The sequence below is a fragment of the Amycolatopsis sp. NPDC104587 genome (genome assembly GCF_055583645.1).
Genome location: NZ_JBVJNO010000003.1, coordinates 58,010 through 75,209 on the forward strand (window position 1 = coordinate 58,010; position 17,200 = coordinate 75,209).

14 protein-coding genes are annotated in these 17,200 nt (G+C 74.8%); 5 read left to right on the forward strand and 9 right to left on the reverse strand.

From position 1 onward, the window contains the following. Positions 1-5: 5 nt before the first annotated feature. On the reverse strand, positions 6-1,808 hold the full coding sequence (locus ACZ61C_RS08435; protein WP_465304337.1) for a serine/threonine-protein kinase: 1,803 nt from the start codon (positions 1,806-1,808) through the stop codon (positions 6-8). Beyond that, entirely contained in the window at positions 1,805-3,676 is a 1,872-nt protein-coding gene (locus tag ACZ61C_RS08440; RefSeq protein WP_465304339.1) for a serine/threonine-protein kinase, read from the reverse strand. The genes ACZ61C_RS08435 and ACZ61C_RS08440 overlap by 4 nt, the downstream gene beginning before the upstream one ends. A 362-nt stretch (positions 3,677-4,038) precedes the next feature. Between ACZ61C_RS08440 and ACZ61C_RS08445 the strand changes: the two genes are divergently transcribed. Further along, positions 4,039-4,887, forward strand: coding sequence for an NAD(P)-dependent oxidoreductase (locus tag ACZ61C_RS08445; protein WP_465304341.1), 849 nt, complete (start codon positions 4,039-4,041; stop codon positions 4,885-4,887). Here the strand turns inward: ACZ61C_RS08445 and ACZ61C_RS08450 are convergent. Beyond that, a complete protein-coding gene (locus tag ACZ61C_RS08450) occupies positions 4,871-5,908 on the reverse strand; it encodes an NADPH:quinone reductase (protein ID WP_465304343.1) in 1,038 nt (345 codons plus the stop codon). The genes ACZ61C_RS08445 and ACZ61C_RS08450 overlap by 17 nt on opposite strands. A gap of 470 nt (positions 5,909-6,378) precedes the next feature. Between ACZ61C_RS08450 and ACZ61C_RS08455 the strand changes: the two genes are divergently transcribed. After that, positions 6,379-6,507 carry a hypothetical protein gene (locus ACZ61C_RS08455; protein ID WP_465304345.1) on the forward strand — a complete coding sequence of 43 codons (129 nt, stop codon included), beginning with the start codon at positions 6,379-6,381 and terminating at the stop codon, positions 6,505-6,507. Positions 6,508-6,513: 6 nt separating this feature from the next. Here ACZ61C_RS08455 and glgC read toward each other — a convergent pair whose 3' ends face one another. From glgC to ACZ61C_RS08475, 4 genes are all read right to left on the reverse strand, one after another. Continuing rightward, positions 6,514-7,731 carry a glucose-1-phosphate adenylyltransferase gene (gene glgC / locus ACZ61C_RS08460; protein WP_465304347.1) on the reverse strand — a complete coding sequence of 406 codons (1,218 nt, stop codon included), beginning with the start codon at positions 7,729-7,731 and terminating at the stop codon, positions 6,514-6,516. Continuing rightward, the gene (gene glgA, locus ACZ61C_RS08465; RefSeq protein ID WP_465304349.1) at positions 7,728-8,882 is read right to left on the reverse strand and encodes a glycogen synthase; all 1,155 of its coding nucleotides are present in this window, start codon (positions 8,880-8,882) and stop codon (positions 7,728-7,730) included. The genes glgC and glgA overlap by 4 nt, the downstream gene beginning before the upstream one ends. A 94-nt stretch (positions 8,883-8,976) precedes the next feature. Beyond that, positions 8,977-10,506: a hypothetical protein gene (locus ACZ61C_RS08470; protein ID WP_465304350.1), complete on the reverse strand. Its 1,530-nt coding sequence runs from the start codon at positions 10,504-10,506 to the stop codon at positions 8,977-8,979. A gap of 205 nt (positions 10,507-10,711) precedes the next feature. Continuing rightward, positions 10,712-12,178: a choice-of-anchor A family protein gene (locus tag ACZ61C_RS08475; RefSeq protein ID WP_465304352.1), complete on the reverse strand. Its 1,467-nt coding sequence runs from the start codon at positions 12,176-12,178 to the stop codon at positions 10,712-10,714. Between the two features lie 211 nt (positions 12,179-12,389). Between ACZ61C_RS08475 and ACZ61C_RS08480 the strand changes: the two genes are divergently transcribed. Next, complete coding sequence (locus ACZ61C_RS08480) at positions 12,390-13,550, forward strand: sensor histidine kinase (protein WP_465304354.1); 1,161 nt, start codon at positions 12,390-12,392, stop codon at positions 13,548-13,550. Beyond that, positions 13,547-15,022 carry a BTAD domain-containing putative transcriptional regulator gene (locus tag ACZ61C_RS08485; RefSeq protein WP_465304356.1) on the forward strand — a complete coding sequence of 492 codons (1,476 nt, stop codon included), beginning with the start codon at positions 13,547-13,549 and terminating at the stop codon, positions 15,020-15,022. Before ACZ61C_RS08480 ends, ACZ61C_RS08485 begins: the two co-directional genes overlap by 4 nt. Positions 15,023-15,029: 7 nt before the next feature. Here the strand turns inward: ACZ61C_RS08485 and ACZ61C_RS08490 are convergent, their stop codons facing one another. Then, a complete protein-coding gene (locus tag ACZ61C_RS08490) occupies positions 15,030-15,404 on the reverse strand; it encodes an STAS domain-containing protein (RefSeq protein ID WP_465304358.1) in 375 nt (124 codons plus the stop codon). 400 nt (positions 15,405-15,804) lie between these two features. Here ACZ61C_RS08490 and ACZ61C_RS08495 point away from each other — a divergent pair, with 400 nt between their 5' ends. Then, entirely contained in the window at positions 15,805-16,674 is an 870-nt protein-coding gene (locus ACZ61C_RS08495) for a MerR family transcriptional regulator (RefSeq protein ID WP_465304360.1), read from the forward strand. A gap of 15 nt (positions 16,675-16,689) precedes the next feature. Here the strand turns inward: ACZ61C_RS08495 and ACZ61C_RS08500 are convergent, their stop codons facing one another. After that, the gene (locus tag ACZ61C_RS08500; protein ID WP_465304362.1) at positions 16,690-17,124 is read right to left on the reverse strand and encodes an SRPBCC family protein; all 435 of its coding nucleotides are present in this window, start codon (positions 17,122-17,124) and stop codon (positions 16,690-16,692) included. Positions 17,125-17,200: the final 76 nt, after the last annotated feature.

Below are 17,200 nucleotides of genomic sequence, written 5' to 3' on the forward strand. Positions count from 1 at the left end.
GGCGGTCAGGCCCGGGGCAGCTTGCCCACGAGCGCCTTGGCGAACGCCGTCGCCTGGTCGCAGGCGCCGCCGGTCTTCTGCGCGCGGACCCGGATGTGTTCGGCCTCGCTCGCGGACAGCGGCCGGTGGCTCCAGCTCACGACGCAGCCGTCGCCGGTCGCCAGCCGGGTCGCGGTGACCCCGCCGAGGTCGACCGGGCTGCCGGTGTCGGGCACGGTGAGCGGCTGCTGGTCGAAGGTCAGCGTCAGCGCCGTCGGGGCCGTCCAGTCGCACTCGCGCAGCCGGGTCGGCTTGACCTCGCGGACCGGGCCGATCGCCTGCGCGGTCACGGTCTTGTCGACGACCGTGCACGGGTCGAGCGTGAGCAGGGTCCCGGCCGCCAGGGTGTATTCGGTGCCGCCGCGGATGCGCTCGAGGACCTTGCCGAGCGTGGACTTCGCCAGGCCGCAGGTCTCGGCGAGCGCCGTCACACCCAGCTCCGGGTGCGCCGGGACCTGGACGCTCGCGTCGCACGTGCTGCCGCTGACCTCGGTGAACAGCACCAGCCGGCCGTCCAGGTCCTCGGTGGGCCGGCCGCCCTCGAGGTAGATCGGGTCGCCGAGGTGGACGGAGATCTTCTCGCCGGCCTTCGTCCGGTAGTCGCAGCGGCCGAGGTACAGCGAGTCGGTGTCGGCGCGCAGCTTCCCGGCCGAGGGCACGGTCACGGCGTCGAGCACCCGGCAGGGATCGGTGCGCCGCAACGTCTCCAGGCTCGTCGGGTCGAGGTTCCGGCCGGCGGTCGGCGAGTCCGGGTCGCGCGCGGTGATCGTCACCGCGAGCAGGCCGCCCAGCGCGAGCGCGGCCACGGCCGACAGCGCGGTCACGACCGGCAGCCGGCGGCGACGGCGGGGCGCCGCGGCCACCGGCACCGGCTCGGGCACCGGCCACGACAGCGCGGTGCGGACCGCGGCCTCCTGCGTCCCGATCAGCCGGTGCACCGCCTCCGGCCACGGCCGGGTCCCGGGCGCCACCGGGCCGAGGAAGTCGAGGATCCGCTGCGGCGCGGGCCGCCGGGCGGGGTCCTTCGCCAGGCACGGCTCGACGAGCGCGCGGATCTCGGGCGGCAGTCCGGTCAGGTCCGGGACGGCGTGGACGACGTTGTAGAGCATCTGCGCGGTCGTCGAGCCGGTGAACGGGCCACGCCCGGTCGCGGCCATGACCAGCAGGCCGCCGAGGGAGAAGACGTCGCTCGCGGGGGTGAGCGGGCGGCTTTCGGCCTGCTCGGGCGACATGAACGCGGGGGAGCCGACGATGCCGCCGGTGCCGGTGAGGTCCGAGCCGCCCTCGGTGGCGCGCGCGATGCCGAAGTCGATCACGCGCGGCCCGTCCGCGGTCAGCAGGACGTTGCCGGGCTTGAGGTCGCGGTGGATCAGGCCGACCCGGTGGATCTCGACCAACGCCGTGGCGAGCCCGACGGCGAGCCGGCGGACCGCCTCGACCGGCAGCGGCCCGGTCGCTTCGACGGCCTCCTTCAGCGACGGCCCGGTGACGAACACCGAAGCGAGCCAAGGGGTCTCGGCGTCGGGGTCGGCGTCCATGACCGCGGCGGTGAAGGCGCCGGAAACCCGTTGTGACGCCTGCACTTCCTGCTTGAACCGGCTGCGGAAGCGGGCGTTGTGGGCGAACTCCGGGTGCACCTGCTTGAGCGCGACCAGCCGGCCGTCCGGGGCGACGCCGAGCAGGACACGGCCCATGCCGCCCTCGCCGAGTGCCGCGACCAGCCGGTACTTCCCGGCCTGCCGGGCGTCCCCCGGCTCCAGCGGCTTCACGGCTTCGGCAGCCCGGGCCGGACCGCCTTGGCGAACTCCCGCGCCTGGCGGCAGATCTCGTCGTCGGTGAGCTTGCTGGCGGACGTGCGGTAGTCGACGATGACGTTCTCCGAGGTGTCTTCCCCGAGCGGGCGCTGCTGCCAGGTGAAGCTGCAGGTGCCGGTCGCGGGGTTGAAGCGCTTGGTGGTGAAGTAGGCGGTGACACCGCCGAGGTCGGCGCTGCCGGTCGAGTCCCAGTACGGGTCTTTCGCTTCCTTCGGCCGGAAGCCGCGTTCGAGGGTCACGACGACCTCACCGCCGACCTGCCAGTGGCATTCGTGCAGCCCGCGGGGTTCGACCTTGGTGACCGGGCCGACGATCCGCTGCGCGGTGGCGGTGGCGACCAGGCCGCACGGGTCCACCGGGGCCAGGCTGCCCGGCGCCGCGGGCGAACCCACGCTCCCGGCGCGGAGGCGCTTCAGCGTTTCGGTGAGCGCCGCCTTCGCGGAGTCGCACGGCTTGGCGAACTTCGTGGCTTCGACGCTGATGGTGGTGTCGGGCCGGTCGACGACGGGCACCGAGGCGGTACAGCGGCCCGCCTTGTCGTCGAGGGCGAGCGGGAGGCCGTCGAGCTCCCCGGAGACCGCGCCGGCGGCGGTCACCGGGCCGCCGACGGTCAGGTCCAGCCCTTGGCGCTGCGCGGTCTCGTAACCGCACTCGAAGAAGTGGACGTCGGTCTCGGGCGTGAGCTTCCCGATCCCGGGCACCGACGGCAGCACCTGGCACAGGGTGACCCCGCGCAGCTTGTCCGGGCCGAGCGGGTCCGGGTTCGGCGGGGCCGTGCTCGTCGTGACCGGCGGTGGCGCCGGGGTGCTCGCCGGGGCGGCGGTCGCGCCCTCGTCGCCGTTCTGCACCGTGACCGCGGTGACCGTCCCGGCCGCGACGATGACGGCCGCGGCGGCGGCGAGCACGGCCCGGCGGCCCCGCCGCCGGGGCTTCGGCGGCTTGGTGACGACCGCCGCGACGTCGGCCTGGTGCCGCGCGATCAGCCCGTGCACGGCGGGCGGCCACGGGCGCTGGACCGGCGGCAGGGGACCGAGCAGTTCGAGGACCTGCGCGGGCGTCGGCCGCCGCGCCGGGTCCTTGGCCAGGCACGGCTCGGCGAGGGCGCGCAGCTCGGGCGGGAGGAACCGCAGGTCCGGGTGCGTGTGGACGACGTTGTAGAGCGACTGCGGCGCCGAGGAGCCGGCGAACGGGCTGTGCCCGGTGGCGGCGAGCAGCAGCAGCGCGCCGAGGGAGAAGACGTCGCTCGCCGGGGTCAGCGGCCGCCCGTCGGCCTGCTCCGGCGACATGAACGCGGGCGAGCCGAGGATGACGCCGGTGTGGGTCAGGTCGGCGCCGCCCTCGGCGGCGCGCGCGATGCCGAAGTCGATGACCCGCGGGCCGTCGTCGGCCAGCAGGACGTTGCCCGGCTTGAGGTCCCGGTGCACCAGCCCGGCGCGGTGGATGCCGATGAGCGCCGACGCGAGCCCGGCGGCGAGGTGCCGCACGGCGGCCGGTGGCAGCGGCCCGGTCTTGTCGACGGCCTCCTGCAGCGACGGCCCGGCGACGAACACCGAGGCCAGCCACGGAGTGGGCGCGTGCGCGTCGGCGTCCATCACCGCCGCGGTGTAGGCGCCGGAGACCAGCCGGGAGACCTCGACCTCCCTGCGGAACCGCTCGCGGAACCCGGGGTCGCTCGCGAACCCGCGGTGGACCTGCTTGACGGCGGCGAGCCGGCCGTCGGGGGCGACCCCGAGCAGCACCCGCCCCATCCCGCCCTCGCCGACCGCCGCGAGCAGCCGGTACCGCCCCACCTGCGCCGGTTCCCCCGGACCCAACGGCTCCACGCCCACCTCCCGCGGGCGATCGTAGAGCGTCCAGTGGCCGCGGCGGGGCCGAACGGCCCAGTCCGGCCCGGTGCTCTCCGCCACCGGGCCGGACCGCGTGAGGTGTGAGCGGTTGGCGGGAGAGCTGGGGTTGCCGGTGCCGGCGGACCGTTGAGCGCTGAGCGAGCGGTTCCGCGCGTTGCCCGGGCGCGACGCGCGATGCCGAGGGACGGTGCGGAAGCCGGGCTGGTGCCGCCGGACCGCCGAGTGCTGGGCAGGCGCGGCGCGATGCCGACGCCGTGCGGTGAACGATCGGCGCGGAAGCCGGGCCTCCCGCCGGACCGCTGACTGCCGCCCTGCCCGGTCCGCGCTAGGAAGGACTCATGACCACCGCGAAGACCACCGTCGGACTCCTCCACCCCGGGGCGATGGGCGCCGCGATCGGCGCTCTCCTGACTGCCGGCGGCACCGAGGTCCGCTGGGCCTCCGCCGGCCGCGGGCCCGCCACCCGGCGCCGGGCCGACGAAGCCGGGCTCACCGACGTCACCGACCTCGCCGCCCTGCGAAGCTGCGACGTCCTCCTCAGTGTCTGCCCGCCCGCCGCCGCGCTCGATGTCGCTCGCAGCGTCAATGGCTTCGGAGGCCTCTACCTCGACGCCAACGCCATCAGCCCCCAGCACGCCCAGGCGGTCGAGGAGATCCTGAGCGGCGGGACAGCGACCGTCGCCGACGGCGGGATCGTCGGGCCGCCGCCGCGGTCGGCCGGGACCACGCGGCTCTACCTGTCCGGCTCGGCGGCCGCGACGACCCGGCTGGCGAGCCTGTTCGCCGGCACCCACCTCCGGACCATCGTGCTCGACGGCCCGGTCGGCACGGCGTCCGCGCTCAAACTGGCCTTCGCCTCCTACAACAAGCTCACCTTCGCGCTGGCCGCGCAGTCCCACGCCCTCGCGCAGCGCCACGGCGTCGGCGACGAGCTGCGTGAGCTCGCCGCCGACGTGCTGCCGCACACCCCGCTCGGCTCGCCCGACGGGATCACCTCCGCCGGGCGGCGGGCGTGGCGGTGGGAAGGTGAAATGGCCGAGATCGCCGAAGCTTGCGCCGGCTCCGGGCTGTCCCCGGCGCTGCTCACCGCCGCGCAGGAGCTGTTCGGCCGCTGGCGCGAGCACCGCGACGACACCGGCGTCACTCTCGCCGAACTCCTTCAGGCGCTGGTCACCCCGCCGGGGTGACGTCGATCAGCACCTTCCCGGTGACACCCTTCTCCGAGGCGATGTGGGCCTCGGCGGTGTCGGCCAGCGCGAACCGGTGGATCGGCACCCCGCGGTCCTCGCCGAGCCGGAGCGCGCCGTCGGCCAGGGCCGCGGTGACGTCTTCGGCGCCGACGCGCAGCTTGTCCGCGCCGACCGTGTAGAGCACCAGGAACTGGTACCGCGTGTTCAGCCACAGGTTCGCCCCGAAGTCGAGGCTGACGGTCCCCGTGCCGCGGTCGTCGCCGTACACCGCGACCGTGCCGCGCGGGCGCAGCACCTCCGTGTGCAACCCGGCGTTGACCCCGGCGGCGACCTCGACGACCAGGTCGACACCGTCGGGCGCGACCTCGCGGATCCGGGTGGCGAGCTCCGGGTCGGGGTAGCGCAGCACGTGCTGGGCGCCGGCCGCGCGGGCGAGCGCGGCCTTCTCGTCGCTGCTGACGGTCGCGATCACCGTCGCGCCGGCCCAGCGACCGAGCTGGATCGTGGCGTTGCCGACCGCGCCGGCGCCGCCGCTGACCAGCACCGTCCGGCCGTCGAGCGCGCCGGGGGAGAGCCGGGACGGCCCGTCTTCGGCGACGGTGAGCGCGCGGTGCGCGGTGAGCGCCGGGACGCCGAACCCGGCGCCTTCGTCGAAGCCGGCGCCGTCGGGCAGGCGCACCAGCTTCTCCGCCGGGAGCACGGTGTACTCCTGGGCGGTCCCGGCCGCCGGTCCGTGGGTGCCGGCGAGGATCAGCCACACGCGGTCGCCGGGCGCGAACCCGGTGACCTCCGGGCCGAGGGCGTCGACGACGCCCGCGCCGTCCTGGTTGGGCACCGTGTCGGGCGTTTCGGTCCCGGCCTCCGCGCCGCGGCCGAGCCGGGCCTTCCAGTCGGTCGGGTTGACCGCGGACACGACGACGCGGACGCGGACCTCGCCGGGCCCGGGGTCGGTGAGGGCACGCTCCGCCAGCGACAGCACTTCGGGCCCGCCGTGGCGGCGGTAGACGACTGCTTTCATGTCCGGTGCAATCCCGCCCCACCCGGGGTTATTCCCCGCGCCCGGAATTGAATCCGCGGTGCTTTTTCCCGCCGGCGACCGGAAAAACGGCGCCACGCGGGTGATCCCCCGGCCGGGCGATTTTCCGTGCTGCCCGAGCGAAATCGACCGCCGTCGCAGAAACTGGGCGCGTGGGAGAGGAAAAGCGCAGTCCGGGGGACGAGCGGCCGAAGCGCGACGACGGGGAACCGACGCCGATCTTCGACGCCGTGTTCAGCGCCACGCGCGCGCGGGCCACTACGAAGAATCCGCCGGGGGAGCCGGAGAAAACGGGACGCTGAACCACCATCGGCCGTGACGTACGCGCTGGTCGCGGTGGCGCAGGCCACCTCGCGAGCGGGTCCGCCGCCGACCTGAAGCACTTTGTTCGACGTCCGCAGTGAACATGTAGCATTCCGCGTGCACGTGCAGCTGCAGAGGAGAGGTGAGGCATGACGGGAGTCGTGAACAGCATGATCGCCGCCGAGCACGCGGCGGGCGCCTCGATCTCCGAGCTGGCCGAGCGTTGGGGCATCGACCCGCGCCAGGTGGTCGAGCGGATCTCCGCCGCGCGCGGCTGACCGGCGTCAGATCGCCCGTTCCCCCTTGCCGAGCACCACGATCCCGCCTTCGCTGACGTGGTAGTGGCCCCGGTCGCGGGCCAGGTCCACCCCGATGTGCGCCCCGGGCGGGACCACGACGTTCTTGTCCAGGATCGCCCGCCGCACGACCGCGCCACGGCCGACACGGGCGCCGTCCAGCAGCACCGAGCCCTGGACCACCGCGCCCTGCTCGACCAGGACGTCGGGGGAGAGCACCGAGTCGACGACCTGCGCGCCCGAGATGATGCAGCCGTTGCTGACGATCGACTGGTTGGCCGAGCCGCCCTCGACGAACTTGGCCGCCGCGCGCTGGCCCGGGTGGGCGAGGATCGGCCACTTCCGGTTGTAGAGGTTGAAGATCGGGTGGGTCGAGATCAGGTCGGTGTGCGCGTCGTAGTAGCTGTCGATCGTGCCGACGTCGCGCCAATAGCCGTGGTCGCGCTCGGTTTCGCCGGGCACGACGTTGCCGCTGAAGTCGTAGACCGCCGCCTCACCCGACTTGACCAGCGCCGGGATGATGTCGCGGCCCATGTCGTGGTGCGACGCCGCGTTCTCGGCGTCGGCGTGCAGCGCCTCCAGCATCACCTTGGTGGTGAAGACGTAGTTGCCCATCGACACGTACGACTCCTCGGGGGAGTCCGGCAGGCCCGGCGGGTCGTCGGGCTTCTCCATGAACGCGTCGATCATCAGCCCGTCGGTGGTCCGGATGACGCCGAACGAGCTCGCCTCCGCCCGCGGCACCCGGATCCCGGCGACCGTGACCCCGGCGCCCGAAGCGACGTGCGCCTCGAGCATCTGGCGCGGGTCCATCCGGTAGATGTTGTCCGCGCCGAAGACCGCGATGTACTCGGGATCCTCGTCGTAGACCAGGTTCAGGCTCTGGTGGATCGCGTCGGCGCTGCCCTGGTACCAGCGCGGCCCCAGCCGCTGCTGGGCCGGCACCGGCGTGACGTACTCGCCGGTCAGCGCCGAGAGCCGCCAGGTCGTCGAGATGTGCCGGTCGAGCGAGTGCGACTTGTACTGCGTCAGCACGCACAGCCGCCGGATGCCGCCGTGCACCAGGTTCGACAGCACGAAGTCGACCAGCCGGTGCACACCCCCGAACGGCACCGCCGGTTTGGCGCGGTCGGCGGTCAGCGGCATCAGCCGTTTGCCCTCGCCGCCCGCGAGCACGATGCCCAGCACGTCGGCTCCAGTGTTCACGACGACCTCCCGCACGCCTCGTAGAGGGCGACCGTCCGCTCGGCGATCGCCTTCCAGCCGAACTCGCCGACCGCGCGCTCGCGGCCGGCGGTACCCATCGCGGCGGCCCGGTCCGGGGAGCCCGCCACCTCGTTCAGCGCGGCGGCCAGGCCCGCCTCGAACGCTCGCGCGTCCTGCTCGTCGTAGTGCACCAGCAACCCGGTCCGGCCGTCGTCGACGACCTCCGGGATGCCGCCGACGTCGCTGGCCACCACCGGCGTGCCGCACGCCATCGCCTCCAGGTTCACGATGCCGAGCGGCTCGTAGACCGACGGGCAGGCGAACACGGTGGCGTGGGTGAGCAGCTGCACGACCTCGGGCCGCGGCAGCATCTCGGGGATCCAGCGGACGCCGGTGCGCGTCTGCTCCAGCTCGGCGACCAGCCCGCGGAACTCCGCGTCCAGCTCGGGGGTGTCCGCGCCGCCCGCGCACAGCACCAGCTGGATGCCCGGGTCGAGCGACGCGGCCGCGCGCACCAGGTGCGGCACGCCCTTCTGCCGGGTGATCCGGCCGACGAACAGCACGTACGGCCGGTTCGGGTCGACGCCGTGCTTGACCAGCGCTTCGGTGCCGGGGTCGGGGCGGTAGAGCGTCGTGTCGATGCCGTTGTGGATCACGTGCACCCGCTCGGGCGGCACCGCCGGGTACGCGGCGAGCACGTCCCGGCGCATCCCGCCGCTGACCGCGACGATCGCGTCCGCGCTCTCGTAGGCCTCGCGCTCGATCCACGACGAAACGCGGTAACCGCCGCCGAGCTGCTCGGCCTTCCAGGGCCGCAGCGGCTCCAGCGAGTGCGCGGTGACGACGTGCGGGATGCCGTGGGTGAGCTTCGCCAGGTGCCCGGCCAGGTTCGCGTACCAGGTGTGGCTGTGCGCGAGGTCGTGGCCTTCGAGCGCGTTCGCCATGGACACGGCGATGTCCATGGTCGTGAACGCGGGCTGGCCGTACCCGTGCGGATCGGTGTGCCCGGTGGCGTCGGGCCGGTCCGCGCCCCAGCAGTGGACGTCGAGATCGACCAGCGGCCGTAACTCCCGGGCGAGGAACTCCACGTGGACCCCGGCTCCGCCGTAGACCTCCGGCGGGTACTCCCGGGTGAGCAGGCCGACCTTCATGACCGAACCCTATGGCCTTTCCCGCCTTCCGCGCAGTCTGGCGTCCAGGGGAAATCCCGTGAACTTCCCGTGACTGCTCAGTTGAGCGCGGAGATCACGGCTCGCGCGTGAGCGTGAAGTGGCCGACGCCCTTCGCCGCGGAGGAGACCTGCCAGCTGTCCGGTCCGGTCGCCGGGCCCGTGGCGTACTGCAGCCGGTACTCGGGCTTGCGCGGCGCGACCGAGGTGTCCAGCCAGTGGTAGTTCACCCGCAGCGCGAGGCTCATCAGCGGGTTCGCCGTCGCGATCCGCTGCTCGACCAGCTTCACCGCCTGACCGCGGTCGGAGAACTCGTCGATGATCGCGCACTCGCAGTAGTAGGCCAGGGTGCCGATCTCGCCCGGGCTGGCCACGCTCGCGCCGTTCAGCCGGGCGCGCAGCTCGGTCCCGACCCGGGCGTAGTCCCGCGCGCTCGCCCAGTTGCCGAAGATCACCGGCGACGGCCACGGCACACCCTGCGCGACGTCGACCGCCGCGCCGCTCAGCACCAGCACCCCGGTGAGCCCGAGCGCCACGGCGGGCGGCCCGGTCCGCAGCGGCGGCCGCTCCCGGGTCTGGGCGTACCAGGTCCCGAAGGCGGCGACGGCGAACGTGCTCGCCGCCGTCACCGGGGCCACGTAGTACCAGTGGAAGGGGCCGACGCCGATGAACGAATACGCGACGTAGTACAGGATCCCGCCGCCGCAGAGCGCGGCGAACGGGCCGAGCGCGGGGAAGTCCGGCCACCGGACGCCGAAGCGCGCCGCGGCCCACGCGGCGAGCGCGACCACGCCGACCAGCGCCGGGACGAACGACACGAGCACGGTGACCGGCCAGCCGAGGTAGTACATCATCGGCCCGGTGCTGTAGCTCCACGGCGCGAACAGCCCCGCCTGCAGCTGCTTGATCACCAGCGTGTCGGGCACGAACGAGCCGAACGCGACCCAGCTGACGACGAACCACGGCGCGGCGGTCAGCACCGCGGCGGCCACGACGGGCAGCAGCCGCCGCCGGATCGCCGGGGCGCTCACCGCGACCACCACCACGAACACGACGAGGTCGAGCCGGGTCAGCACGGTGAGCCCGCCGGTCACGCCGAACCAGTGCGGCCGGCCTTCGAGCGCGAAGACCGTGAGCACCAGCAGCACCGCCGGGATCAGCAGCACTTCGAGGCCGATCGCGGACAGCACGAAGGGGTTGAGCAGCACCAGCGCGATCCCGAGCACCCCGGCCGCGGGCGGCAGCGCGAGCACGCGGCCCGCGCGTTGCCACGCCCAGCCGAGCACGCCGCCGCACAGCACGGTGAGGATCCCGAGGGCCACCACCGGGTGCGGGCCGCCGGCGAGCCGCGTCACCAGCGTCAGCGCGCCGAGGAGCAGGACGTTCAGCGGCGACGTCGCGGAGTTCGCGGGCGAGCCGGGGATGATGCCCCATTCGCCGTGCACCGCGAGGTTCTTCGCGTAGGCGAGGGTGATGTAGCTGTCGTCGGTGAGGCTGCCCCGCACCAGCAGGAAAGCGACGGCGCCCAGCACCGCCCCGAAGACGGGCAGCCACCACCGGCCGCGCGTGGTCGTCGCCGTCTGCTCCGTTTGAGTTTCCGCAAGCACCTTTTCACCTTGCGGATGCGCCATCGGCGCGGGATCCGCCCTCTGCCCGATCACCATGACCCGAGGACCGTAGGGGCGGCGGGTTACCGGGGTGCTACACCCGTGTCACGTCCGCCGTTCCCGTTCGGTCTCACCCGATGGTGTCACGCCCCGCGTGGTCCCGCAGTGTGGCCGGGGTCCCTTGTGGACACGCGGGACGGAACGGTCAGCGGGTCCGGCGGCGGATCGTGAGGAGCACCAGCGCGCCGCCGCCGGTGAGCAGCAGGGCGCCGAGGCCGAGGACCGGGCCGACGTCGACGCCGGTGTCCGGCAGGGTGCCGGTGCCGCCGGGCGTGGTCGGCACGGGCGGCGGGACGGCCGAGGTCGACGACGTGGCCGTGCTGGTGGCCGTGCTGGTGCTGGTGCTCGTCGCGGTCGAGGTGGTCGTGCCGGTCGGGCTCGTCGATGTGGTCGGGCTGGTGCTGGTCGAGGTCTGCGTGGTGCCGGTCGGTTCCGTGGTCCCGGTCGGCTCGGTGGGGGTGGTGGTCGCCGTGGTGGTGCTCGTGGTCGGCTCGGTGGTGCTCGTCGGCGTCGTGGTGCCGGTGGTGGTCGTCGTGGTCGGGGTGGTGCTGGTCGTCGTCGTGGGCTCCGGCTTGCCGCACGAGGGCAGGTCGCCGGTGAACGGGTACGCGTGGAACTCCTGCCCGCTGCCCTGGCCGGCGCTGGAGCCGTGGACCAGGTCGCCCGCGGTGAAGAAGCGGCCGTTGGTGCCGGGCAGGGTGACCGTCGTGGTACCGGCCGGGTTGCCCGCCAGCACGCTGCCCTGGAACATGCCGCTGCCGGTGAGGTGGACCGCCGTCGCGGCCGGGAAGTTCCACAGCAGGCGGGGTCGCAGCCGGTTGAGCGGGTCGCGGTCGTCGAGGGTGCCGCTGTAGGTGCTGATTGTGCGCGCCGCGCCGGTGAGGTTGACCAGCACGGTCGCGCCCTCGGGGATGCCGGTGAACTCGATGCCCTGCGCGCCGCCGCCGGGCGCGGCGATGTCCTGGGTGACGGTGAAGACCTGCAGCGCGGACTTGCCGTCACCGGTGAAGAGCGTCCGGTAGTTCTGGTTCTGCACGGTCCCGGTGGCGGCGGCGGCCGCGTAACACTCGCTCGCGGCGGTGAGCTCGGCCCGCAGCCCCGCGTACGGCTTCATCGCCGCCGGGTCGTGGACGAGCTCGCCGATCACGGTGCCGGTGACCGTCCCGGCGTGGCGGACCACGCCGCCGGCCGAGTCGCCGACGGCGTCGAGCCGCTGGCGTTCGGCGACGGTCAGGTCCCCGCCGACGGTCAGGTAGTCGGCGCCGTCCGGCGGTGGCACGCGGGAGCCGACCCCGGCGACCCCGACGTTGTAGATCGAAGAGCCGGAGGTCTTCCGCAGCGTGAAGTCCCCGCCGACGACCACCCGCCCCTCGGCCTCGGCGGCGCTGCCGGTGACGCGCATGCTGCCGCCGACGAAGACGTTGATGCCGTTGTCGCGCCCGGCGAACGCGCCGTTGCCGACCGGCGGATAGGTCCCGGGGCAGGTGCCCGGCACGCACGGCCCGAGGCCACCGGGCAGCGGATCGGCCTGCGCGGACCGCACGAACGGCACCGAAAGCACCACGAGCCCGCAGGCCGCCAGCGCCGCCAGCGCGGCATGGGTCACGCGCACGACAACCTCCCCTGGTCCACTGTGGACTCTGCGGGTCGGACGATAGTGCCAGGTCACGCGGGTCGCCCGCCGATCCACCCGATCGGTGGCGCGCCGGTGTTCACCGCCCGGCGGCCACAGTGGACCGACCAGGGCCGATGAAATCCGGATGACCGCGGCTCTCCTCCCGGGGCCGGATGCGCCGCGGTCGCGGGCTTCCTAGGCTGGTCCGGTGCGGGCGAGGGTGGTGAGCGGGCTCCGGGCCCGGATGGAGGCGAGCCTCGACCGGGCGGGCATCGCGCTGCCCTGGTGGGTGCCGGTCGCGGTGAGCGCCTTCGGGACCGTGCTGGCGGTCACCGCGGTCGTGCAGCGCGGGGCGCCCGTGCCGGCCGTGCTCGCCGGGCTGCTGGCGGTCGTGACGGCCCTGGGCTGGGCCGTCACCGGGGTCATCGCGCCGCCGTGGCTCAAGGCGCTCACCGTGCTCGGGGCCGTCACGATCCTGCTGGCCGACCCCGTCGTCCCCGACTTCGCCCCCGTCGTGCTGGCGGTGCTCGTCGCCGAGACGGCGTCGATCGCCCGGCCGGTGCTCGCTTTCGCCGTGAGCGCCGCGAGTGTCGTGCTGCTGAGCGTCGCCACGGCTCGCGTCGGGCTCGTCGGCTTTCCGGTCTACGTCGCGGCCGTGCTGCTCGGGCTGGCCGCCGGGTTCATGCTCCGCTGGTACGTGCGGGCGCTGGCCGCCGAGCGCGCGGCGCGGGACGCCGTGCGCGACCAGGCCGTGCTCGCCGAGCGGCAGCGGATCGCCCGCGAGGTGCACGACGTCGTCGCGCATTCGCTGAGCATCACGCTCCTGCACCTGACCGGCACCCGGCACGCCCTCCGCCAGGACCGGGACGTCGAGGAGGCGCTGGAAGGGCTCGAGGAGGCCGAGCGGGTCGGCCGGGCCGCGATGGCCGACATCCGCCGGACCGTCGGGCTGCTCGCCGAGGCGCCCGCCGCGACCCGGCCGCTGCCGGACGCCCGTGACATCGCCGCGCTCGTCGAGCGCACCCGCGCGGCCGGCCTGGCCGTGGACTACGAGCAGGACGGCGACCCGGCCGCGGTGCCGGACCTGGCCGGGCTCGGGCTGTACCGCATCGCGCAGGAGTCGCTGGCCAACGTCGCCAAGCACGGCGCCGGCGCGCCCGCGCGGATACGGCTGGCCGTCGAGGCGGGCGAAGCGCGGCTGACCGTCTGCAACCGGCTCCCGGCCGGGGCCCCGCCGCGGGCCGCGGGCGGGTCCGGGCTCACCGGGATGGCCGCCCGGGCGGGACAGCTGGGCGCGCGGCTGAGCGCCGGACCGGAAGGGGCGGACTGGGTGGTGGCCGTCAGCGTGCCCGCGGGTGTCGCGCCGTGACCGGCGAAGAGCCGGTGCGGGTCCTGCTCGTCGACGACCAGGAGCTCGTGCGGTCCGGGCTGCGGCGGATCCTGCGCCGCCGCGACGGGTTCGTCGTCGCGGGGGAGTGCGGTGACGGCGCGGACTTCCCCGCGGCGCTCGCCGCCGCCGAGGTCGACGTCGTCGTGATGGACCTGCGGATGAAGCACGTCGACGGGATCGAGGCGACCCGGCGGCTGCGGCGGGCCGGTCCTCGGCCGCCGGTGCTGGCGCTCACCACGTTCGACGACGACGAGCTGCTCGCGGGCGCCCTGCGGGCCGGCGCGGTCGGCTACATCCTCAAGGACTCGCCCGCCGAAGACCTCATCCGCGCCGTGCGCGCGGTCGCCGCGGGGGACGCCTGGCTCGACGCCGCCGTGACCGCCCGGGTGCTCACGACCTACCGCCGCGCGGCCGCCGACGGGTCCGCGGGCCCGCCGCCGGGTCTGCTGACCCCGCGCGAGCTGGACGTGCTGCGCGCGGCCGGCCGCGGCCTGAGCAACGCCGAGATCGCCGCCGCGCTGGTCGTCTCCGAGCTGACGGTGAAGAGCCACCTGGGCCGGATCTTCACCAAGCTGGGCCTGCGCGACCGGGCCGCCGCCGTGGTCTACGCGTTCGACCACGGCGTCGTCAGCCCGCGCGGTCCGGCGGTCGACGACGCGCCGATGCGGCCCGCGCCCGAGGCGGATCCGGTGCCGGGACTGCGGTTCTCCGTGCTCGGCCCGCTGCGCGCGTGGCGGGGCGGCAGCCCGCTGGACCTCGGACCGGTGCGCCAGCAGGCGCTGCTGGCCGCGCTCGTGCTGCGCCCGGGGGTCACGGTCAGCCAGTCCGAGCTGCTCGACGGCGTGTGGGGGCTGGAGCCGCCGGGCACCGGGGGCCGGGTCGTGCCGGTGTACGTGCACCGGCTGCGCAAGTGCCTGCGCGGGCCCGGCGAGCGGACCCCGGACTCGGTGATCGGCCGCACCCGCGGCGGCTACCGGTTCGCCGCCGACGGCGTGCGGCTCGACGTCGCCCGGCTGGCGGAGCTCGACGCGGACGCGGGCGCCGCCGAAGAAGCGGGCGACCTGCCCGCGGCCGCCGCGTGCTGCGCCGACGCGCTGGCGCTGTTCCACGGTGAGCCCCTCGCCGGGTTGCCGGGGCCGTTCGCCGAAGGCCAGCGGCTGCGGCTGGGCGAGCGCCGGAACACGCTGTGGACCCGGCGTGCCCGGCTGCAGCTGAGGCTGGGCCGGGCCGCGGAAACGGCCGACGAGCTGTCCGCCGTCCTCGCCCTCGAACCGCTGCGGGAGCCGCTGGCCGCGTTGCTCATGCGGGCGTTGCTGGCCACCGGCCGTCGCGCCGAAGCGGTCGCGGTGTACGGCCGCGTCCGCGACCGGCTGGCCGGGGACCTGGGTGTCCAGCCCGGTGAGGAACTGCGGCGCACCTACCGGGCGGTGCTCGGTGACGCCCCCGCGTAGGTCCGGTTCAGCCGGCGCGGCGGCGCGGGGCCGGTGCCACGGCGGCCTGGGCCTCGGCCGAGGTGGGGTGCAGCGGCAGGTCCTCGTCGAGGCCGAGGATTTCCAGCGGCCGGGCGACGGCCTCCGCGTCGGCCGCGATGGCGAAGGGGACGTCACGCGCCCGGGCGTCGCGATGGGCTTCCACCAGGACGCTGAAGATCGTCGAGTCGCAGAAGGTGACCGCGGCGAGGTCGGCGACGACCCCGCGGGAGCGGCGGCGGATCGGAGGCAGGAGCGCGCGGCGCAAGCGCGGCGCGGTGTCCAGGTCGGCGGGGCCCGCGCACCGGACGGTCACAATCCCGGCGGCGGTGGTGGTCTCGAGCGCGGTGGGGTGCTCTGTCATGGTTGTCCTCCTGGAGAACGGGTACCCGAAGCCGCGTGAGATCACTCGTCCGGCGTAGGCCCGCTGCGGCATCCGAGGGATAACGATGCGCAAGCGATGCGATTGAGGTATAGCGTGGCCGCGCAGCACCGTTTCCCCGGCACGTCGCCGGCCACGGCGGGTGCCACACCCCGCGGCCGGCGGGATCCGGCTGACGCGGGCCGGATCACCGGCGCCGGGCGGCGCCGAAGGGGACGCGGCAGGCCGACGCCTCGCCGCCGCGTCCCCCGCACGCCTCCGCCCGGCGAGGTCCCGGTTGCGCGCGGGCGGCGGTGACCCGGCGGGTCGGCCGGTCGCCGCCGGGTGCGGCGGGCATCGCGTCGCTAAGCTTCGGCCCACTCCGGTGAGGTGAAGGGACACGGTGGAACCCGAGAACGTCGACCCGCCGCCCGTCTGGGCGCCCGGCAAGGTGGCCGGGCTGCTCGGCGTGTCGCCGGTGACCCTGCGCAGCTGGAGCGCGCGGTACGGGATCGGCCCGCCGGTCGACGAAGGGCGCCATCGCCGCTACTCCGACGCCGACGTCCGGCGCCTGCAGCACATGCAGCGGCTCGTCGCGCGGGGGATGCCCGTGCGGGAGGCCGCCGCGACGGCGTTCGCCGGCCCCGCGGCGACGACGTCCGGGGTGCCGGCCGCCCGCCGCGTCCGCGAGCTCGCCGACGCCGCCGACGAGCTGCAGTTCGCCTCGGTCGCCGGCCTGCTCGACGAAACCCTGGGCACGCTCGGCCCGGCCGCCGCCTGGACCGAGGTCTTCGCGCCGGTGCTGCGCGGCCTCGGCGACCGCTGGCAGAGCGGCGACGTGTGCTTCGCGTCGGAGTGGGCGCTGACGAGCGAAATCTCCCTGGCGTTCGAGCGGTTCAGCCGCCGCTTCCCGGCCGCCGTCCCGGGCCGGCCGGTGCTGCTGGCCTGCTGTCCCGCCGAACGGCACTCGCTCCCGATGGAAGCGCTCCGCGCGGCCTTGGCCGAGGCGGGGGTGCCGGTCGCCTACCTCGGCCAGCTCGTGCCGGCCGAGACGGTGGCCGACCTGGCGGAGCGCCTCGACCCGGTGCTGGTCCTGCTCTGGTCCCTGGCGCCCCCGACGGCCGACGACCTGCTCGCCGCGCGGGTCCGGGACCTCGGGCGCGCGGTCGGTGTCGCGGGCCCGGGCTGGACGCACCTCGGCGACCGCGGGTTCCCGCGGGTGGCCGACCTGACGTCGGCGATGGAGCTGGTCGTGGCGTACGCCCACGCCTGATGGCGGTCGAAAGCGTCAGCGGAGCCTGCCGAGCTCCCGGGTCAGCTCCGGCACGACGTTGTCGCCGAGCCGCTCGAACTCCCGCTTGAGGAACGGGCCCGCCAGTTTCGCCAGGCCGTGGAACTCGATCGTCGCCTGGTAGCGAACTTCGGTGCCGTCCGGGCCGGAGGTCAGTGTGAAGTCGTCGGTGGACGTCGCCGTCTTGTTCTTGCCGACGAAGGTCACCCGGCCCGGGTCGCGCCGCGTGAGGCGGTACTCCAGCTCCGTCTTCTTGCCGCGGAACTCCGACACGTTGTGCCACACCGCGCCGACTTCCAGCGGGCCCGCGTCGGTCCGCGTGCACGTGACTGTGCCGGGGTCCCAGTCCTCGGTGTGCGCGAAGTCCGCGAGGTAGCCGGCGACGAGCTCGACCGGCGTGCGCACGGTGACGGTGCGTTCGACCTGGACCATGGGGCCTCCCGGGACCGGTTCGCTGCGGAGTCGATGCAACCGTAGCGGTGCCCGCTCAGCGGGGCACAACGGCGGC

Excerpts from the sequence above, each read along its gene's own strand:
- ACZ61C_RS08445 (WP_465304341.1), top strand. The coding sequence starts at position 4,039 with ATGACCACCGCGAAGACCACCGTCGGACTCCTCCACCCCGGGGCGATG.
- ACZ61C_RS08450 (WP_465304343.1), bottom strand. The coding sequence starts at position 5,908 with ATGAAAGCAGTCGTCTACCGCCGCCACGGCGGGCCCGAAGTGCTGTCG.
- ACZ61C_RS08455 (WP_465304345.1), top strand. The coding sequence starts at position 6,379 with ATGACGGGAGTCGTGAACAGCATGATCGCCGCCGAGCACGCGGCGGGC.
- glgA (WP_465304349.1), bottom strand. The coding sequence starts at position 8,882 with ATGAAGGTCGGCCTGCTCACCCGGGAGTACCCGCCGGAGGTCTACGGC.
- ACZ61C_RS08490 (WP_465304358.1), bottom strand. The coding sequence starts at position 15,404 with ATGACAGAGCACCCCACCGCGCTCGAGACCACCACCGCCGCCGGGATT.
- ACZ61C_RS08500 (WP_465304362.1), bottom strand. The coding sequence starts at position 17,124 with ATGGTCCAGGTCGAACGCACCGTCACCGTGCGCACGCCGGTCGAGCTC.